We start from the raw sequence: 14,395 nt of genomic DNA, 5'->3' as shown, positions 1-14,395 counted from the left end.
CTGAATCAATTCTGTTGGGATCACAAGTTTAGTCTAACAAAAACGAGAATAATGCTTGCGCGACAAACCAGCATTCCCTACCTCTAAACAGAATTGTCTCATGCTACCGTTTTCTTGAGCAGGGTTAATTTTCCTCGAAAACAGCAAGATAATCGACAGCCGCCTCCAACCGAGACGAATAACTTTCTGCAAACTCCTCAAACCAAAATCCTTCATCAGAATAGGGATCGAGGTTTTCTAACCAGGTTTGGGCTTTCTGGGTTAAATACTTGCGTTTTTTCTGTTTTTGTTGTTCAGCTTTGATGATTTCCTCGCGATGACGTTTGTAGTCCTCTTCGGTGTGCTCTTTTTTTTGCCTGTGATGTTGGGTTTTCAAAGATTCCAGTAACTCATCGGTGCGAGAATCACGCTTTTGCGCAGAAGCACCTTGTTTCTGCTGTTGATAACGAGATTTGATCTCGGCTAATGAGTCTTCTTCACTCTCTTGAGAAGGAGGAGACGCATTTTGAAACTGAGATTTGAGTTCACTGAGAGATGATTCAGCAGCATTGTCCTGAGAGTTTTGTCGAAATTGAGACTTCACTTCATCCACCAAGTCATTATCTTCAGTGGAATCAGATTGTTGCTGAAACTGAGACTTTACTGCTTCTAACAATTCATCAGTGGGATCAGTGTTTGAGTTTTCTTGAGACATGGGGGATGACTTGTTTTGATGTGCCGATTTCAATTGATTGATCTGTTCATCAAGATTCGATTTTTCGGGTTGGCGATCATGCATCATCTTAAAAAATTAGCGAGCAAGAAAATCATGGAATTTTCAGCAAGCAACAAGCCATCCTGAACAACTCTCCCTAATAATTAGTTTCTTCTTCGTACTCAGGTTCTTTCTCTTTTTCCTTCGTTTTGTCCTTCGCTTTTGGTTTTTCAGGAAGATCAACTTTTGGCGGGACATAGGTTTCATCCTCATCTCGCCAAACATCTTCTTCAATTTCTTCATCCTCTAAACCATTGAGCGGTTCCGGTTCATACTCTGGTTCATCATAAGGTGCATCAGCATCTCCCCAGTTGTCTTCTTCTAAAACTGCTTCTTGATAGCGAATCGACTCTTCTTGACGAGGAGGGGTTTCTGGTTCTTGCCATTCTTCTTCTGTCCAGGCTTCTTCGTAAACCGGTTCTTCTTCATAAACGGGTTCCCGAATCGGTTCTCGACGTTCAACCGGTTCTTGGCGAATCGGAGGACGTTCCGGTAAGCCAGTTCCTAACTGATTTTCTGGACGAGCGGTCGGCGGAGTATAGTAAAGATCGTCGTCGTCTTTTTCCCAAGGCGCTTTACCAATTCCTAGTCTTTCTAAGAGACCAACAGTTAACTGCGTGAGACGTTCTTCTGCGCCTTCAAAGACAATAATCCGGTTGGGACCGCTGCTAACAATTTCTTCAATGGGGAGTTCGTAGGTACTGAGAATTTGATCCGGAATTTGCGGATATCCCCAAGACGCAATGATCAAAGACGAGACTTTGCCATCCTCCATATTGAATTGAAAGTCACGGACCCGCCCCAGCATTTCTCCGTCTTCCGTGATGACTTCACAGTTGATTAATGCACTCAGTGCTTCGATGTCAACATCTTCGATCACTTCTTCATCTTCAACTAGAATGACATCCCCACTTTGAGTAATGTCTTCTAGATACATATAGCGTGGCATCCCTGCAACGGAGATCAAGTTGTCTCTTAACCCCAATGCCACCACTTCTCGCCGATCTATATCAACGAGCATTTCTTTGACTACGCCTAACCGCTTTCCGCTGTTACGGGTGATGACTTGGGTATTGATAACTTCAGAGCGTAAACGATTGAATTCAGTTGTCATTGTTTTGTTCTGCTAGTCCTTGATCTCGCAGCTTGTATCAGTAAATTAGGAGTTGGTTAATCTATACTTTTGTGGTCGGAGCGGGTTAACCGCGTCTTGCCTACTAATCTTATCGTATCCAATGTAAAGACTTTAGAGTTTAATACCTAAAACTTGGGTGTACGCGCCTCTGGCTTGGGTGACGCCTATGGTTCGCATAGATGCTTCGATCATCGGTCGCCGTAAACTAACGACAATAAATTGGGCTTGCTCGGCTTGCTGTTTGATCATTGTAGCTAATCGTTGAACATTTGCTCCATCCAAAAACATATCCACTTCGTCAAAGGCATAGAATGGCGAAGGACGATAGCGTTGGAGGGCGAAAATAAAACTAAGAGCGGTTAATGATTTTTCTCCGCCAGACATCGAGTGTAAGCGTTGAACCGGTTTTCCTTTGGGATGGGCGATCAGATTGAGGTTGGCGTTACTAAGGTCGTCTGGTTTATCCAATTGTAAGTAGCCATCGCCCTCGGAGAGGGTGGCAAAGATGGTTTGGAAGTTTTCGTTAACAGCGTTAAAAGCTTCGTTGAACGCTTCAAGGCGACGGGTGGTAAAGGTTTCGATGCGCAGGAGAAGTTCGTTCCGTTCCGCTTGGAGAGTGGTTAGTTTTTCGGTGAGGTCATCCAAACGGGCTTGGGTTTTCTCGTATTCTTCTAACGCCAGCATATTGACCGGTTCCATGTCTTGCAAGCGTTTTTGCATCTGGCGCAGTTCTTCTTGCAGGTGGGTTAGTTGTTCGCTGTAGTTAGCAAAGGTAATGGTTTCGCTGGGCGTTTCTTGCACTAATTCAGGAATTTCGGGAAGTGGTTCTGGAAGAGCATTTCCCTTTTCTTTATACTGGCTTTGGAGAGTGGCGAGTTGGTCTTGCTGTTCGCTGAGGGTTTCTTGCAGCTTTTGCTGCTTCCAAGTTTGCTTATCTTGTTGACGTTGATGGGAACGAAGGGTTTGGTCAGCGCGATCGCGCTCTTCTTTGAGTTTACCGAGTTTCTCTTGTAATTGGGCAATAATAGTATCGGTTTCGGCAATTTTTTCAGCAATTTCTTGTTGTTGGGTTTCCACACTCGCTTTTTGTTGGTTTGTCTCTAACACGCGCTGTTCATACTCGGTTAACCGTTGTTCTGACGTGGAAATTTTTTCCTGTAAGCGGAGTTGTTCAGTTTCCAGCTGCTGTTGTTGCTGTTTCGCTTCATTCAATGCCGTTTCCGCTTGCTTTAACTCTGCTTCCTGTTGTTTAATCACTTGTTGAATCTCCTGCCATTGGGTGTTGCTATGGCTGGCTTCGAGATCCGCGAGTTCGGCTTGCAGTTGCACTAACTCCGTTTCTTGCTGCGGGATGCTGTTGGCTAAGAGTTCTAAACGCCCTTGCAGTTGCACGAGTTCAGTTTCGTTTTGACTTAATTGTTGACTCACTTGCTGTTGCTGTTGGCTGAGACGTTCAATTTCCTGCTGAGTTTGCTTATACTGCCATTGTTGTTCCTGATGCTGTTGGCGGGTTTCATTGAGTTTTTCGGTTAGACGTTGACTTTCAGCAGTCGCTTGTTCAATTTTGGGTTCACAAACCGCTAAAATTTCATCAATTTCTGCTAAACGGGCTTTTAACTGTTGAATTTCATCGGATTCCGTTTCGGTAGCTGTGCCAAAATGAAGGCTAGAGCGCGTGCTACGACTTCCCCCACTCATCGCGCCACTGCTTTCTAAAATTTCTCCCTCTAAGGTGACGATACGGGTTTTCCCGAGATGCGGACGGGCATTTTCTAAGGTTGTAAACACCGCGGTATTACCAAACACATAAGCGAAAATCACCTGATAGCGGGGTTCACAATCAATTAAGTTGGCAGCATAATCCACAAAGCCATTGGCATACCGCAAGGCAGCGGTCATATTTTGACGCGGGGCTTGAATTTTATTGAGGGGGAGAAAGGTTGCGCGTCCGCCGCGCTTTTCTTTCAGGAGTTGAATCGCTTTTGCCCCCACTTGGTCATCTTCCACCACGATGTTTGCTAGTCTTCCCCCGGCTGCCGTTTCCAAAGCGAGTTGATAGCGCGGTTCCACTTGTCCGAGTTGGGCAACTAAACCACAAACGCCAGGGAGATTAGCCTGTAGAATAATTTGGGTGGCATAGGTTCCTTGCGCTTCTTGTTGGGCTTGTTGAGTGGCTTCCAGTTTATCTAACTTGCGTTGTTTATCCCGTTGTTCTTGTAAAAGACGGGTTTGGGTCGACTGTTGCAGTTTCTTCTCTTCTTCGGCGTGACTCAGTTGTTGTGCGAGAGTTTGAACTTGTTCTTGCAGTTGATTAACGGCTTGTTCTAATTCTTGGATGGTTTGCTGTTTGGTTTCCAGTTCAGGGTTTAGAGAAGCAAGGGTAGTTTGTTGTTCTGCGATTTTTTGCTGCAGTTGGGTTTCTCGTTCTTGCAGTTGGGCTTGTTCGGTGCGCTGCGGGTTAAGGCTATTTTGAAGTTGATTAATTTGTTGACTGAGTTGGGTTTGTTGTTGAATCCATTCTTCGGAAGCTGAGGCAATGGCGTTGGCTTGTTCGCGACTGTCTGCCAGTTTGGCTTGCGCTGCTTCAGTTGCCTGCTGTAATTCTTGGATTTTCGTCTGAGTGAGGTTTTCTAGTTCCTGTTGCAGGGTTTGTAAGCGAGACTGCTGTTCTTGCCGTTGCTGTTGGGTTTGTTCCTGTGCAGTGGCTGTATCTTGGAGAATTTGATTCAGTTCTGCTTCTCGTTGTTGGAGTTGTTCTTGTTGGGCTTTTTGCGTTGCCAACTTGGAGGTTGCTTCTAACTGTTCATCTTCTCCCAAGGCTTTCACTTGGGCGTTCAAGTCATCTAGAGTTTGACTGGCTTCTTGGATTTGACTTTCTGTAGTTTGAATCGTCTGCTGCAGTTGAGTTAAGGTTTGCTCATTCCCCGTAATTTCGCCCTGTAAGGTATCAATTTGCTGTTTTAGGGCTTTCCACTCCAAAACGGCTTCCCATTGCTGTTTCTCTTGAATTTCCGCCTTCAGTTGACGGTATTTCTCCGCTTTATTGCGTTCACTGGCCGCGCGATCGCGCGTTTTAATTAATTCTTGTTGGAGAATCTCACACCGTTCTTCTTTTTCCTTTACCGTCTCCAGCGTTTCCTTCGCCTTGGCAATTTTGCGGTCAAACTCTGCCACCCCCGCCAACTCATCAATAATCTCCCGCCGTTCCCGCCCGTTCATACTAATAATGCGGGTGACATCCCCCTGTAAAACGACGTTATAGCCTTCGGGATAAATTCTTAACGCCCGCAGTTGTTCATGGAGTTGACTTTGCGTACAAGTTTCATCATTAATATAGAACGTAGAAGCATAACTTCCCTCTTTCGTCACCCGTAGCCGACGCGCCACCGACCATTCCGTCTCATCATCCAGTTCAAAGGTCACTTTAACTGTTGTCTCGGCTCGTCCTTTACCATTACTCTGATTATGATTGACAAGATCGGGCAATCGTTCAGCCCGCATTCCTCGGGAACTAGCTAAGCCCAACGCAAACAATAGCGCATCGAGAATGTTCGATTTCCCTGACCCATTGGGACCTGAAACAACAGTAAAACCCGTTAGCAGCGGAATTTGTGTCGTCTGACCAAACGACTTAAACCGCGACAATTCTAAACGCTTGACATGAACCATGACGTTATTTTAGCGGCACTAAGGGCAGATTAGTCCACCGTAATAGTGCTGATAGTTTAGCAAAGTAAGGATGGAGATGTTTCTTTCATTACCTGAGAATTAGCTTCATTAATTTATCAATTAAGATTTGTGATTTAAAGATAATAAATTTGTTATTATGGTCATATTATTTTCTAGGCAAATAAAATCATGAGTGACTCTGACAGGTTTCATGATTTTCAAGGATAAGGGTGATATTTAATTGACTTGGACTGAACTAATTTATACGAAAAAAGCTGTAAGGCGTGCAGGTGATTATCTATGTCAAAAATCATCCCAATTTGATTTAGATAAGTATTTAGAAGCATTTGACATTTTGTCCAATTGGAGGTCATCACATGCATACCCTATGCAATCCATGCTTGGATACTTCCGAAAAAAAGCTTTTGAGGTAGACAAAAAATCAATTATTGTACAACGACTGAAAAGAACACCGTCAATTCTTGCAAAACTTAGAAGAGAAGGAGGTATGAAACTTGATCGCATGGAGGACATTGCAGGGTGTAGAATTGTTGTAGCAAATCAAGCTAAAGTCTATGCGGTCAGAAATAAAATAGTAAATGGCAGAACAAGAAATATCCTTCGACGTGAAAGGGATTATCTCCGATCTCCTAAATACTCGGGTTATCGAGGTCTGCATTTGGTATATCAATATAATGGAGATAAAAAACAGTATTCCAGACATTCCGTTGAATTACAAATTAGAAGCAAGATTCAACATTCTTGGGCTACAGCTGTTGAAGTAGTTGGAACATTTACGGGGCAAGCACTTAAAGCAAGCCAAGGGTCTGATTCTTGGTTGGATTTTTTTAAACTTGCAAGCATCGCTTTTGAAGAAATTGAGGAACATAAACTATCTGATAACGCTTATACAGAAAATAGAGTTGCTTTAATCCAAGCCATTGAAGATTTAGGAGTTTTGCCAAGATTACGAGCTTTTGCTGTTTCTACACATCATTTAGGGCAAAAAACTCAGAATAAGAGTGATTATTTCCTTTTAACTTTAGATATAAAGGAATCAATTATGAACGTACAACGATTTCCTAAAGAGCAACTCAAATTAGCAACAGAGCAATACGCGAGCCTTGAAAAAGACTTTAGGGACAATACTGACAAAGATGTTGTCCTTGTATCCGCCTCATCAGTACATGGACTGAAAAAAGCATATCCAAATTATTTTGCAGATACAAGCGACTTTGCTAAATATATAGAAAAGGTTATGGAAGCAAGTAATTCAGTGCCTAATTGAAACTTCACTGCTTAGAACAAAAATTGCTAGTAAGGATGGACTGGATTAAAACCTATAATTTTCCTTGGGATAACTGATAGCGCAATGTTCGCTACGCGAACCGGCGAAGCCATCGTGGTTTGTGAAGAATAGAGAGAGCTCGATCATTATAGTAAAGTGATAATGGCTGAAAAGGCAGTGCGGCGGATAGAGGCGCAATCAGTGTTTGGGAAGGAGAGGGGAGCGCGATCACTGTTTGTGTGGAAGGGAGAGAAGCGTGATCGCTGTTTGGGGAAGGAGAGGAAGGCGCGATCGCTGTTTGAGGAAGGAGAGGGGAGCGCGATCGTTGTTTTTGGAAAGGGGAGAGAAGGCGCGATCGTTGTTTTTGGAAAGGAGGGGAAGGCGCGATCGGTGTTTAGGAAGGAGAGGGGCGCGCGATCACTGTTTATGTGGAAGGGAGAGAAGCGCGATCGCGTGTTTTAGTGAAGTCTTGTTGGAGAAGGCTACTAGAAATGATGCCAATAAGCACACATATCTGTTAAACTCAACCTCATGAAGCCTTTCAACTGGAACTCAAAAAAAAATCAGCAACTTATAGAAGACCGTCAGATATCTTTTGAGGATATTTTGTTTAACATACAAAAGGGACGATTGCTGGACGATATTGAACACCCCAACCAAGTTAAAGATCCAAGTCAACGGATATTTGTTGTAGAGGTTGATGAATATGCCTATTTAGTCCCATACGTAGAAAATGATGATGAAATCTTTTTAAAAACGGTGATTCCCAGTAGAAAAGCAACCAAACAATACCTTGGAGGCAATTCATGAGTCAAATGAAACTAAATGCGGAAGAAAAAGAGATTCTGCGTGATTTTGAAGCAGGAGAGTTTAAGTCTGTTGTCACGCCACAGCGAAAAGAGGAACTTGCGAAAGCTGCGGAAGAGACCTTCAAAAAAGATAAACGCATCAATATTCGCATCTCCTCACGTGATCTAGAAGCACTACAAAGGCGTGCATTAGAGGAAGGTATCCCCTATCAAACACTTGTATCGAGCATCCTTCATAAGTACGTATCTGGTAGTTTATATGATGCTACAGCTAACAAGTCGCTTGACCCAGATTAACTGGAAAATCTAAAGAAAACTGATTAGTTAAAAGTGCCAAATTTTGTAGAAGAGGGAAGGAGCGCGATGCTCGTAGAGCGGTAGCTTCGCCACATCGCTGTTTGGGGAAGGAGAGGAAGGCGCGATCGTTGTTTGAGAAAGGGGAGGAAGGGAAGCGCGATCGTTGTTTGAGAAAGGGGAGGAAGGGAAGCGCGATCGCGTTTAGTCTTGATTAACAGATGCTGAGGGTTTAAAGTCAATTGTTAACCCAACTGCTTTGAGAATAGAAGTAAGCGTCATCAAATTAGGACTTTCTTCTTCCTTGAGAAAACGCTTTAATTCTTCCTTAGAAATATTCGCTTCTTTAGCCACTTCTGAAGTCCCTTCTCTGGCTTCAATCACATTATTTAGAGCCAATAAAAAAGCCTCCATATTTCCATCTTCTAGAGTTGCCTCAAAAGCCACTTTCAGATATTGTGATGAATACTCGGCATTAGTCAGTCTCACTAGCAAATCGTTTCTGTAACTTTTAACTGGCATTAGATTATTCTCCTCTGTTTTCTTTTTTGTAAGCATTCCAAAGCTCTTTCGCAAGTCTAATATCTTTATTCTGACTCTTTTTTGAGCCACCTGTCAGTAAAAGGATTACTCGTCTCCCTCGAATTCCATAATAAACTCGGTATCCTGCACCAAAAGAAAATCGTAATTCATAGATTCCCCCACCTAAGTTTTTAGTATCACCAAAATTCCCCAAGCTGATGCGGTCAAAACGAACATCAACTCGAGCTTGAAATTGAGAGTCTAAGGTTTCAAACCATTCATCAAAAAGACAAACCCCCTCTTGAGTGACATACTTTTCAATTTCCCATAATCGCTCTTGATTCAAAATTTTACTAAATCAATCCAGAAGACTCGTTAGTTACTTATCTTAGCTCTAAAATACTTTATGGTTTATCATTACGTTTTAGGAAAAGGGAGGAGAACGCGATCGGTTTTTGTGTAAGAGGAGGGAGGCGCGATCACTGTTTTTTGGAAGGGGAGAAGGCGCGATCGCTGTTTGAGGAAGGAGAAAGAGCGCGATCGTTGTTTTTGGAAAGGAGGAGAAAGCGCGATCGGTGTTTAGGAAGGAGAGGGGAGCGCGATCACTGTTTGTGTGGAAGGGAGAAAAGCGCGATCGCTGTTTGGGGAAGGAGAGGAAGGCGCGATCGCTGTTTTTGGAAGGAGAGGGAAGCGCGATCAAATCTTCAATTTGGTGCCAGAGGCAATCGCGCTAAAGCCACTAAGTAGGTCGGCGTTATAATTTCCTTGTTCCTTACAGATTGTAAACTTAATTCAATTCCCCCTCTTGAGGGGCTTTTGACTTGATTTACAAAACGTAATCTAGTGCTGTTTTAATGCGCCGACCTACTTACTCATCATCTGACTGAGAGCGACGATACTTTTGTAGCAGTTCAAAAAATTGTTCAGAATTGACTTCACCATAAACTTGTCTCTCAGGTTGTTCATCGACACGCTCCATTAAAGCCTGAAAAGCAGCATGATCATTTCGGTGCTCTAAGACGTATTTTTTAAGTTCTTTGATCGTCATCGTTTGAAATTCAGAGTTCATAGATAAATCTCCAATTCCCATTGGGGTAAACCTCAATTAAAACTTCATTTCCTGCAATGATGATGCAAGATCCCGTTCTCAGATCTAGACGCAGCATATCTACGGAAAGATACATATCGGTGAGGTTTTGGCAAAGCTGAAAACAGCGTAGAGCTTGTTCAACTGTTGGCAAGTGTTTGATTCTCCTATAATGTAGCTCAAATATCTTAACAGCAAAGTGATGATTAAATATTCTTAAAAACTGTGATTCCCAGTAGAAAAGGGACTCAGCAATACTTTGGAGACAATTCATGAGGGAAATCAAACTTGATGCGGAAGAAAAAGAGATTCTGCGTGGTTTTGAAGCAGGAGAGTTTAAGTCTGTTTTAACCCCACAGCGAAAGAAGGAACTTGCGAAAGTTGCTGAAGAAACATTTAATTCTCCTTAGGATAACTGAGCGCGCGATGTTCGCTACGCGAATCGGCGAAGCCATCGCGGTTTGTGAAGAGTAGAGAGAGCGCGATCGTTGTTTGTGGAAAGGGAAGGAAGCGCGATCAGTGTTTAGGAAGGAGAGGGGAGCGCGATCACTGTTTGTGTGGAAGGGAGAGAAGCGCGATCGCTGTTTTTGGAAAGAGGAGAGAGGGCGCGATCACACAACTTAAAGGCGCGAAGCCTACGGGCTCCACTTCGACCTACATGGTTAGCAGATGATAGAGTTTGATGATTGTCGATGGCTAACAAGGCAGTGCAAATGACCTCGATGAGTCAATGCGAGAATGGGCATAAGAGTAATTAAAATATACAGATGAAATCAGAAATGGAGGTAAGTTCTAATGGCTGAGAATACTGTGAAAGTAAATATCTCATTTCAATCACTTAAGATAGCTATCTCATCCTTAGGGATTGCTGAAAAGCATCAGCTTTGGGAACTTCTGGAAGCTGAGTTATTCCAAGATGATGAAGATTCTCCAGAAGACCTTGCTGAGATTCAAGCTGCCCGTGCAGATTACAACGCAGGCGATTACATGACCTTTGATGAATACAGGGTACAACGCACAGAGCAGTCAACATGACCTACATCATCATTACGCCCAAAGTTGTACAAAAACAGCTAGATGCTTTGCCTGATGACGTTTACGAGCGTATTGCTGGTAAAATCCAGCAACTCGCTGAAGACCCACGTCCTGCTGGAGTGATCAAGATGAAAGGTTCTGACAATGAGTACCGTATTCGTATTGGTGCTTATCGTGTTCGTTACGAAATCGACGATAAAGAGTTCCTGATTCTCCTCTTGCAATGCAAACACCGAAAAGATGTTTATAGAAAGTGACAGTTGTTGTACGATTATAGAATTTAATCATTGTCAATGGCTAACGACCAAAGTCAGCGGCGGACTTAGATGTTTCAGAAAAATCGGGCGCGATCGCTGTTTGAGAAAGGAGAGGGAAGCGCGTAGGTCTCCAGACTGAGCCGTAGAGCCTCGCTGTTTGATGAAGGAGAGGGGAGCGCGATCGCAGTGGGAAGATTATAGAATCTAACTATTTTTTAGCGTTATGGGAATATAATTTAATGCGGTTAACCTTCGATGTTCCCATGCCAACGAATGACTCTGATCTTCAAACTGAAGCCCGAGGTATTTTAGATGCAATTGCCTTTACCCCTTTTGAAGAATGTCAACCATTAAGCCGTGAATTTGACACTCTTCCTATGCGTCCCGGTATTTATGCAATTCGGCACAAAAACAATGGGTTGCTCTACATCGGTAAGACAAAGAGTTTACGAGGTCGTTTTAGTGGTGGGCATAAGGCTTTTTTGTGGGCGTGGCTTGACAAATATAACGATGAAGAAGTGCGGATCGCAGTACAGGTTCTTCCTTATTTTGGAAACCCTGCGTTACTATCGGAACTAGAAGCTATTATTCTAAGGGCAACCGATCCCCCTTACAATGTCCAGATTCCTACTCAAAGGTGATGCTATGCAATCTAAACTTCAAGAGCAACTTTCCCCTGCTGATGCTGAAGTCATTTTAGAACGGTTGCCTGAGCGAATTCGGACGGCTCTGATTGATCGAGCCACTGAAATAGAGTATCCGATTGAGGCAGTGGTTGAAATGGCAATTGCTAGTTTTCTCGATAGCGAAGCAATTGGCTTTGCAGATTGCAAGCCTGGGCGCGGACAGTAAAAAGGAAAGGGAAGCGCGATCGCTGTTTGAGGAAGGAGAAAGAGCGCAATCGTTGTTTTTGGAAAGGAGGAGAAAGCGCGATCGGTGTTTAGGAAGGAGAGGGGAGCGCGATCACTGTTTGTGTGGAAGGGAGAAAAGCGCGATCGCGGTTTGGGGAAGGAGAGGAAGGCGCGATCACAGGAGACAAACATTCTGTCGGAAAACATTTTGCTCTTCATTTAGTCAATTGCTAGTCAGGATGGGCTTGATTGAAACCTATAATTTTCCTTGGGATAACTGATAGCGCGATGTTCGCTACGCGAACCGGCGAAGCCATCGTGATTTGTGAAGAGTAGAGAGAGCGCGATATGCTTGAGAAAGCAAGAAATATTTTTGATTGCTGAAGAAAAAAATGACTAATTTATTAACAGAAGCCTTCAATAAAGCCCAAAATTTGCCAGAACATATTCAAGATGAACTGGCTCAACAAGTGATTGAAGATATTGAAAGTGAGCTTCAATGGCAGGAGACTTTATCTCAACCTCAAAGTTCCTCCCTAGATCAATTAGCCCGTCAAGCTTTAAATGATTCTCTCGAAGGGAAAACCAAGGAGATGGGCTTTGATGAACTATGAATTCTGAACTAACTAATGATTTCGTCCAACGTTTTGCTCAATTACCAGAGAGAGTTAAACAGACGGCACGGAAGAATTATAAACTCTGGAAGGAAAATCCAACACATCCGAGTTTAGAATTTAAAAAACTCAACACTCAAGAACCTTTGTATTCGATCAGAGTAGGAATTGGTTGGCGTGCTGTAGGAATCCTGAAAACATCAAATAAAATCATTTGGTTTTGGATTGGTTCACATAGTGAATATGATAAATTGCTGAAAAATTTATAAAGATAGGCTTGATTAAAAGCTATCATTTTCCTTGGAATAACTGAGCGCGTGATCAGTGTTTTAGGAAGAGTAGAGAGAGCGTGATCGTTGTTTTTGGGAAGGAGAGGAAGGCGCGATCGCTTAGTCTGGTAGGATACCTTGATACCTCGAACTGAGCATCTTAGCTCAACGATATTGATCACTTTCGTGGCTAATGATTACCTAGATACCTGTAGCTAATAACCCGTCTAAAGCTATTAGAATATTAATATTGCTATTCAATGTCTTAAGAGGGAATATGCGGTCAATCGAGCAACTGACTGAGGAATTATTGTCTCTGCCTAGTGAAGCGAGAGCACTTCTCGCAGATAAGTTGGTAGAAAGCTTAGAGTTCGATACCGACTCAGCAATTCAGGCAGTTTGGGTAACTGAAGCCAAGCGCCGACGAGATGAGGTGCGAGATGGTTCTGTTGAGTCAATCCCTGGTGAAGACGCTCTAGCTCAGGTCAGACGACTGATTGAGCCATGAGGTACGTCTTTCATCCTGAAGCACTGAGTGAGTACGCTGAAGCAGTTCAATACTACATAGAGCAGAGGGTTGAGGTTGCTCAAGCATTCATAAACGCGATCGAGGATACAGTCTATCGGATCAGGGAAGCCCCAACCCGCTATGCTGCCATTGATAAAGACGTTCGGCGGTGTATGGCACGTAGGTTTCCTTATGGTATTCTCTATACAATTGAACAAGACTACATTTTGATTTTGGCAGTCATGCATTGCAGTCGTGAGCCTGGTTACTGGAAAAGCCGCCAGTAGATCGAAACTACCAACCGCCTAACACTGCGTTGGTGCAGACGAAGCGGAGATTACCGGTGAGAGAGAATTCAAGGTCATCTGCTGCCGCACCACTTCACCGTTAGGCAGCAGGGCTTTAATGTAATACGCAGCGTACATCTAGCAAAAATTCAATTTGGTAGACTGAAGGTATTGATCAGGCTAAGTTGACCTATGGCTCTCGCGATCGACCAGCTAACCCCACAAAAGTCGCTCAGCTTTGACGAGTTCCTTGTCCAGTATGGTGGGGATAACCGCTATGAACTGATTGATGGAGAGGTGTTCGACTTGGAACCAACAGGTCAGCATGAAGAAGTTACCGCTTTCATCACCGCAAAAATCTGTGTCCAGGTCGAGGGAACAGGCTTACCTTGGTTGGTGCTTCAGCGAGGATTATTGCGCCCTTCTAATGCTGCGATGACAGCGTTTCGACCTGATGTTGCCGTTGTCGATCAAGATGAATTGATTCAAGAACCGTTTTGGTCTGACCAGTCAATTCTAACTCTAGGCAGTTCGATTAAATTTGTGGCGGAAGTTGTGAGTAGCAACTGGCAAAATGATTATGCTCGTAAGGTCGAGGACTACGCAGCTTTAGGGATCCCAGAATATTGGATTGCTGACTACGCGGGATTGGGGGGGACTCGACAGATTGGGAAGCCCAAACAGCCCACCCTTTCCATCTGTTCGCTAGTGGATGAAGAGTATGAAATTCAGCAGCTTCGAGGCTGTGAAATTATCGTCTCTCCAACTTTCCTAGAGTTGAGACTAACGGCTGAACAAGTTTTGAGGGCTAATAGATAGGTAACGATGCGGCATAACAACCCCAACGCAGCGGACGGGCGAAAGCTGCTGGTGCTGATTCAAGAGTTGTCTACTGCTGCTGATTGGGAACGTTATACCAATTTGCCAAATATGTGCTACAAATAAGATGGTGTCTATTTACAACTAAAAGTTATGTCAGGAGTACTTAAAATTGAGATCACTGAGTCAGAGAATGA

24 protein-coding genes are annotated in these 14,395 nt (G+C 43.6%); 15 read left to right on the top strand and 9 right to left on the bottom strand.

Translation table 11 applies throughout. The annotated features are described in order from the left end of the window. Nucleotides 1-124: 124 nt before the first annotated feature. From GVY04_10335 to smc, 3 genes are all read right to left on the bottom strand, one after another. Nucleotides 125-694, bottom strand: coding sequence for a hypothetical protein (locus GVY04_10335; protein ID NBD16511.1), 570 nt, complete (start codon nt 692-694; stop codon nt 125-127). A 157-nt stretch (nt 695-851) separates the two neighbouring features. Next, entirely contained in the window at nt 852-1,868 is a 1,017-nt protein-coding gene (locus tag GVY04_10330; GenBank protein NBD16510.1) for a photosystem reaction center subunit H, read from the bottom strand. A 132-nt stretch (nt 1,869-2,000) separates the two neighbouring features. Then, complete coding sequence (smc, locus tag GVY04_10325; GenBank protein NBD16509.1) at nt 2,001-5,558, bottom strand: chromosome segregation protein SMC; 3,558 nt, start codon at nt 5,556-5,558, stop codon at nt 2,001-2,003. 241 nt (nt 5,559-5,799) lie between these two features. Here smc and GVY04_10320 point away from each other — a divergent pair, with 241 nt between their 5' ends. From GVY04_10320 to GVY04_10305, 4 genes are all read left to right on the top strand, one after another. Beyond that, on the top strand, nt 5,800-6,846 hold the full coding sequence (locus tag GVY04_10320) for a (p)ppGpp synthetase (protein NBD16508.1): 1,047 nt from the start codon (nt 5,800-5,802) through the stop codon (nt 6,844-6,846). 162 nt (nt 6,847-7,008) lie between these two features. Further along, a complete protein-coding gene (locus GVY04_10315) occupies nt 7,009-7,308 on the top strand; it encodes a hypothetical protein (GenBank protein NBD16507.1) in 300 nt (99 codons plus the stop codon). Between the two features lie 69 nt (nt 7,309-7,377). Further along, the gene (locus GVY04_10310) at nt 7,378-7,656 is read left to right on the top strand and encodes a toxin (protein ID NBD16506.1); all 279 of its coding nucleotides are present in this window, start codon (nt 7,378-7,380) and stop codon (nt 7,654-7,656) included. Further along, nucleotides 7,653-7,952 (top strand): hypothetical protein, encoded by a 300-nt coding sequence (locus GVY04_10305; GenBank protein ID NBD16505.1) that lies wholly within the window; start codon nt 7,653-7,655, stop codon nt 7,950-7,952. Before GVY04_10310 ends, GVY04_10305 begins: the two co-directional genes overlap by 4 nt. A gap of 23 nt (nt 7,953-7,975) precedes the next feature. Here GVY04_10305 and GVY04_10300 read toward each other — a convergent pair whose 3' ends face one another. The 5 genes from GVY04_10300 to GVY04_10280 form a co-directional block, all read right to left on the bottom strand. After that, nucleotides 7,976-8,191, bottom strand: coding sequence for a hypothetical protein (locus GVY04_10300; GenBank protein ID NBD16504.1), 216 nt, complete (start codon nt 8,189-8,191; stop codon nt 7,976-7,978). Then, on the bottom strand, nt 8,154-8,471 hold the full coding sequence (locus GVY04_10295; GenBank protein ID NBD16503.1) for a transcriptional regulator: 318 nt from the start codon (nt 8,469-8,471) through the stop codon (nt 8,154-8,156). The genes GVY04_10300 and GVY04_10295 overlap by 38 nt, the downstream gene beginning before the upstream one ends. Nucleotides 8,472-8,475: 4 nt before the next feature. Continuing rightward, nucleotides 8,476-8,817 (bottom strand): type II toxin-antitoxin system RelE/ParE family toxin, encoded by a 342-nt coding sequence (locus GVY04_10290; GenBank protein NBD16502.1) that lies wholly within the window; start codon nt 8,815-8,817, stop codon nt 8,476-8,478. Nucleotides 8,818-8,895: 78 nt separating this feature from the next. Next, nucleotides 8,896-9,171 (bottom strand): hypothetical protein, encoded by a 276-nt coding sequence (locus GVY04_10285; GenBank protein NBD16501.1) that lies wholly within the window; start codon nt 9,169-9,171, stop codon nt 8,896-8,898. 168 nt (nt 9,172-9,339) lie between these two features. Next, nucleotides 9,340-9,561, bottom strand: a complete 222-nt coding sequence (locus GVY04_10280; GenBank protein ID NBD16500.1) for a hypothetical protein — start codon at nt 9,559-9,561, stop codon at nt 9,340-9,342. A 269-nt stretch (nt 9,562-9,830) separates the two neighbouring features. Between GVY04_10280 and GVY04_10275 the strand changes: the two genes are divergently transcribed. Further along, a complete protein-coding gene (locus GVY04_10275) occupies nt 9,831-9,968 on the top strand; it encodes a hypothetical protein (GenBank protein ID NBD16499.1) in 138 nt (45 codons plus the stop codon). Between the two features lie 113 nt (nt 9,969-10,081). Here GVY04_10275 and GVY04_10270 read toward each other — a convergent pair whose 3' ends face one another. Continuing rightward, a complete protein-coding gene (locus GVY04_10270; GenBank protein NBD16498.1) occupies nt 10,082-10,261 on the bottom strand; it encodes a hypothetical protein in 180 nt (59 codons plus the stop codon). A gap of 92 nt (nt 10,262-10,353) precedes the next feature. Here GVY04_10270 and GVY04_10265 point away from each other — a divergent pair, with 92 nt between their 5' ends. From GVY04_10265 to GVY04_10220, 10 genes are all read left to right on the top strand, one after another. After that, the gene (locus GVY04_10265) at nt 10,354-10,593 is read left to right on the top strand and encodes a hypothetical protein (GenBank protein ID NBD16497.1); all 240 of its coding nucleotides are present in this window, start codon (nt 10,354-10,356) and stop codon (nt 10,591-10,593) included. Further along, entirely contained in the window at nt 10,590-10,850 is a 261-nt protein-coding gene (locus tag GVY04_10260; protein NBD16496.1) for a type II toxin-antitoxin system RelE/ParE family toxin, read from the top strand. The genes GVY04_10265 and GVY04_10260 overlap by 4 nt, the downstream gene beginning before the upstream one ends. Before the next feature lie 263 nt (nt 10,851-11,113). Next, nucleotides 11,114-11,491 carry a GIY-YIG nuclease family protein gene (locus tag GVY04_10255; protein NBD16495.1) on the top strand — a complete coding sequence of 126 codons (378 nt, stop codon included), beginning with the start codon at nt 11,114-11,116 and terminating at the stop codon, nt 11,489-11,491. A gap of 4 nt (nt 11,492-11,495) precedes the next feature. Further along, nucleotides 11,496-11,702, top strand: coding sequence for a hypothetical protein (locus GVY04_10250; protein ID NBD16494.1), 207 nt, complete (start codon nt 11,496-11,498; stop codon nt 11,700-11,702). Then, nucleotides 11,671-11,982 (top strand): hypothetical protein, encoded by a 312-nt coding sequence (locus GVY04_10245; protein ID NBD16493.1) that lies wholly within the window; start codon nt 11,671-11,673, stop codon nt 11,980-11,982. Before GVY04_10250 ends, GVY04_10245 begins: the two co-directional genes overlap by 32 nt. Nucleotides 11,983-12,093: 111 nt before the next feature. Beyond that, entirely contained in the window at nt 12,094-12,315 is a 222-nt protein-coding gene (locus tag GVY04_10240) for a hypothetical protein (protein NBD16492.1), read from the top strand. Further along, entirely contained in the window at nt 12,312-12,584 is a 273-nt protein-coding gene (locus GVY04_10235) for a hypothetical protein (protein ID NBD16491.1), read from the top strand. Before GVY04_10240 ends, GVY04_10235 begins: the two co-directional genes overlap by 4 nt. A gap of 277 nt (nt 12,585-12,861) precedes the next feature. Further along, on the top strand, nt 12,862-13,092 hold the full coding sequence (locus GVY04_10230; GenBank protein ID NBD16490.1) for an acyl-protein synthetase: 231 nt from the start codon (nt 12,862-12,864) through the stop codon (nt 13,090-13,092). Then, a complete protein-coding gene (locus GVY04_10225) occupies nt 13,089-13,379 on the top strand; it encodes a type II toxin-antitoxin system RelE/ParE family toxin (GenBank protein NBD16489.1) in 291 nt (96 codons plus the stop codon). The genes GVY04_10230 and GVY04_10225 overlap by 4 nt, the downstream gene beginning before the upstream one ends. 192 nt (nt 13,380-13,571) lie before the next feature. Further along, nucleotides 13,572-14,198, top strand: coding sequence for a Uma2 family endonuclease (locus tag GVY04_10220; protein NBD16488.1), 627 nt, complete (start codon nt 13,572-13,574; stop codon nt 14,196-14,198). Nucleotides 14,199-14,395: the final 197 nt, after the last annotated feature.

Source organism: Cyanobacteria bacterium GSL.Bin1, from assembly GCA_009909085.1.
Taxonomy (GTDB): Bacteria; Cyanobacteriota; Cyanobacteriia; order Cyanobacteriales; family Rubidibacteraceae; genus Halothece.
The sequence above is the reverse complement of the archived record's forward strand: the minus strand, read 5'-3'. Positions and strand labels throughout refer to the sequence as shown.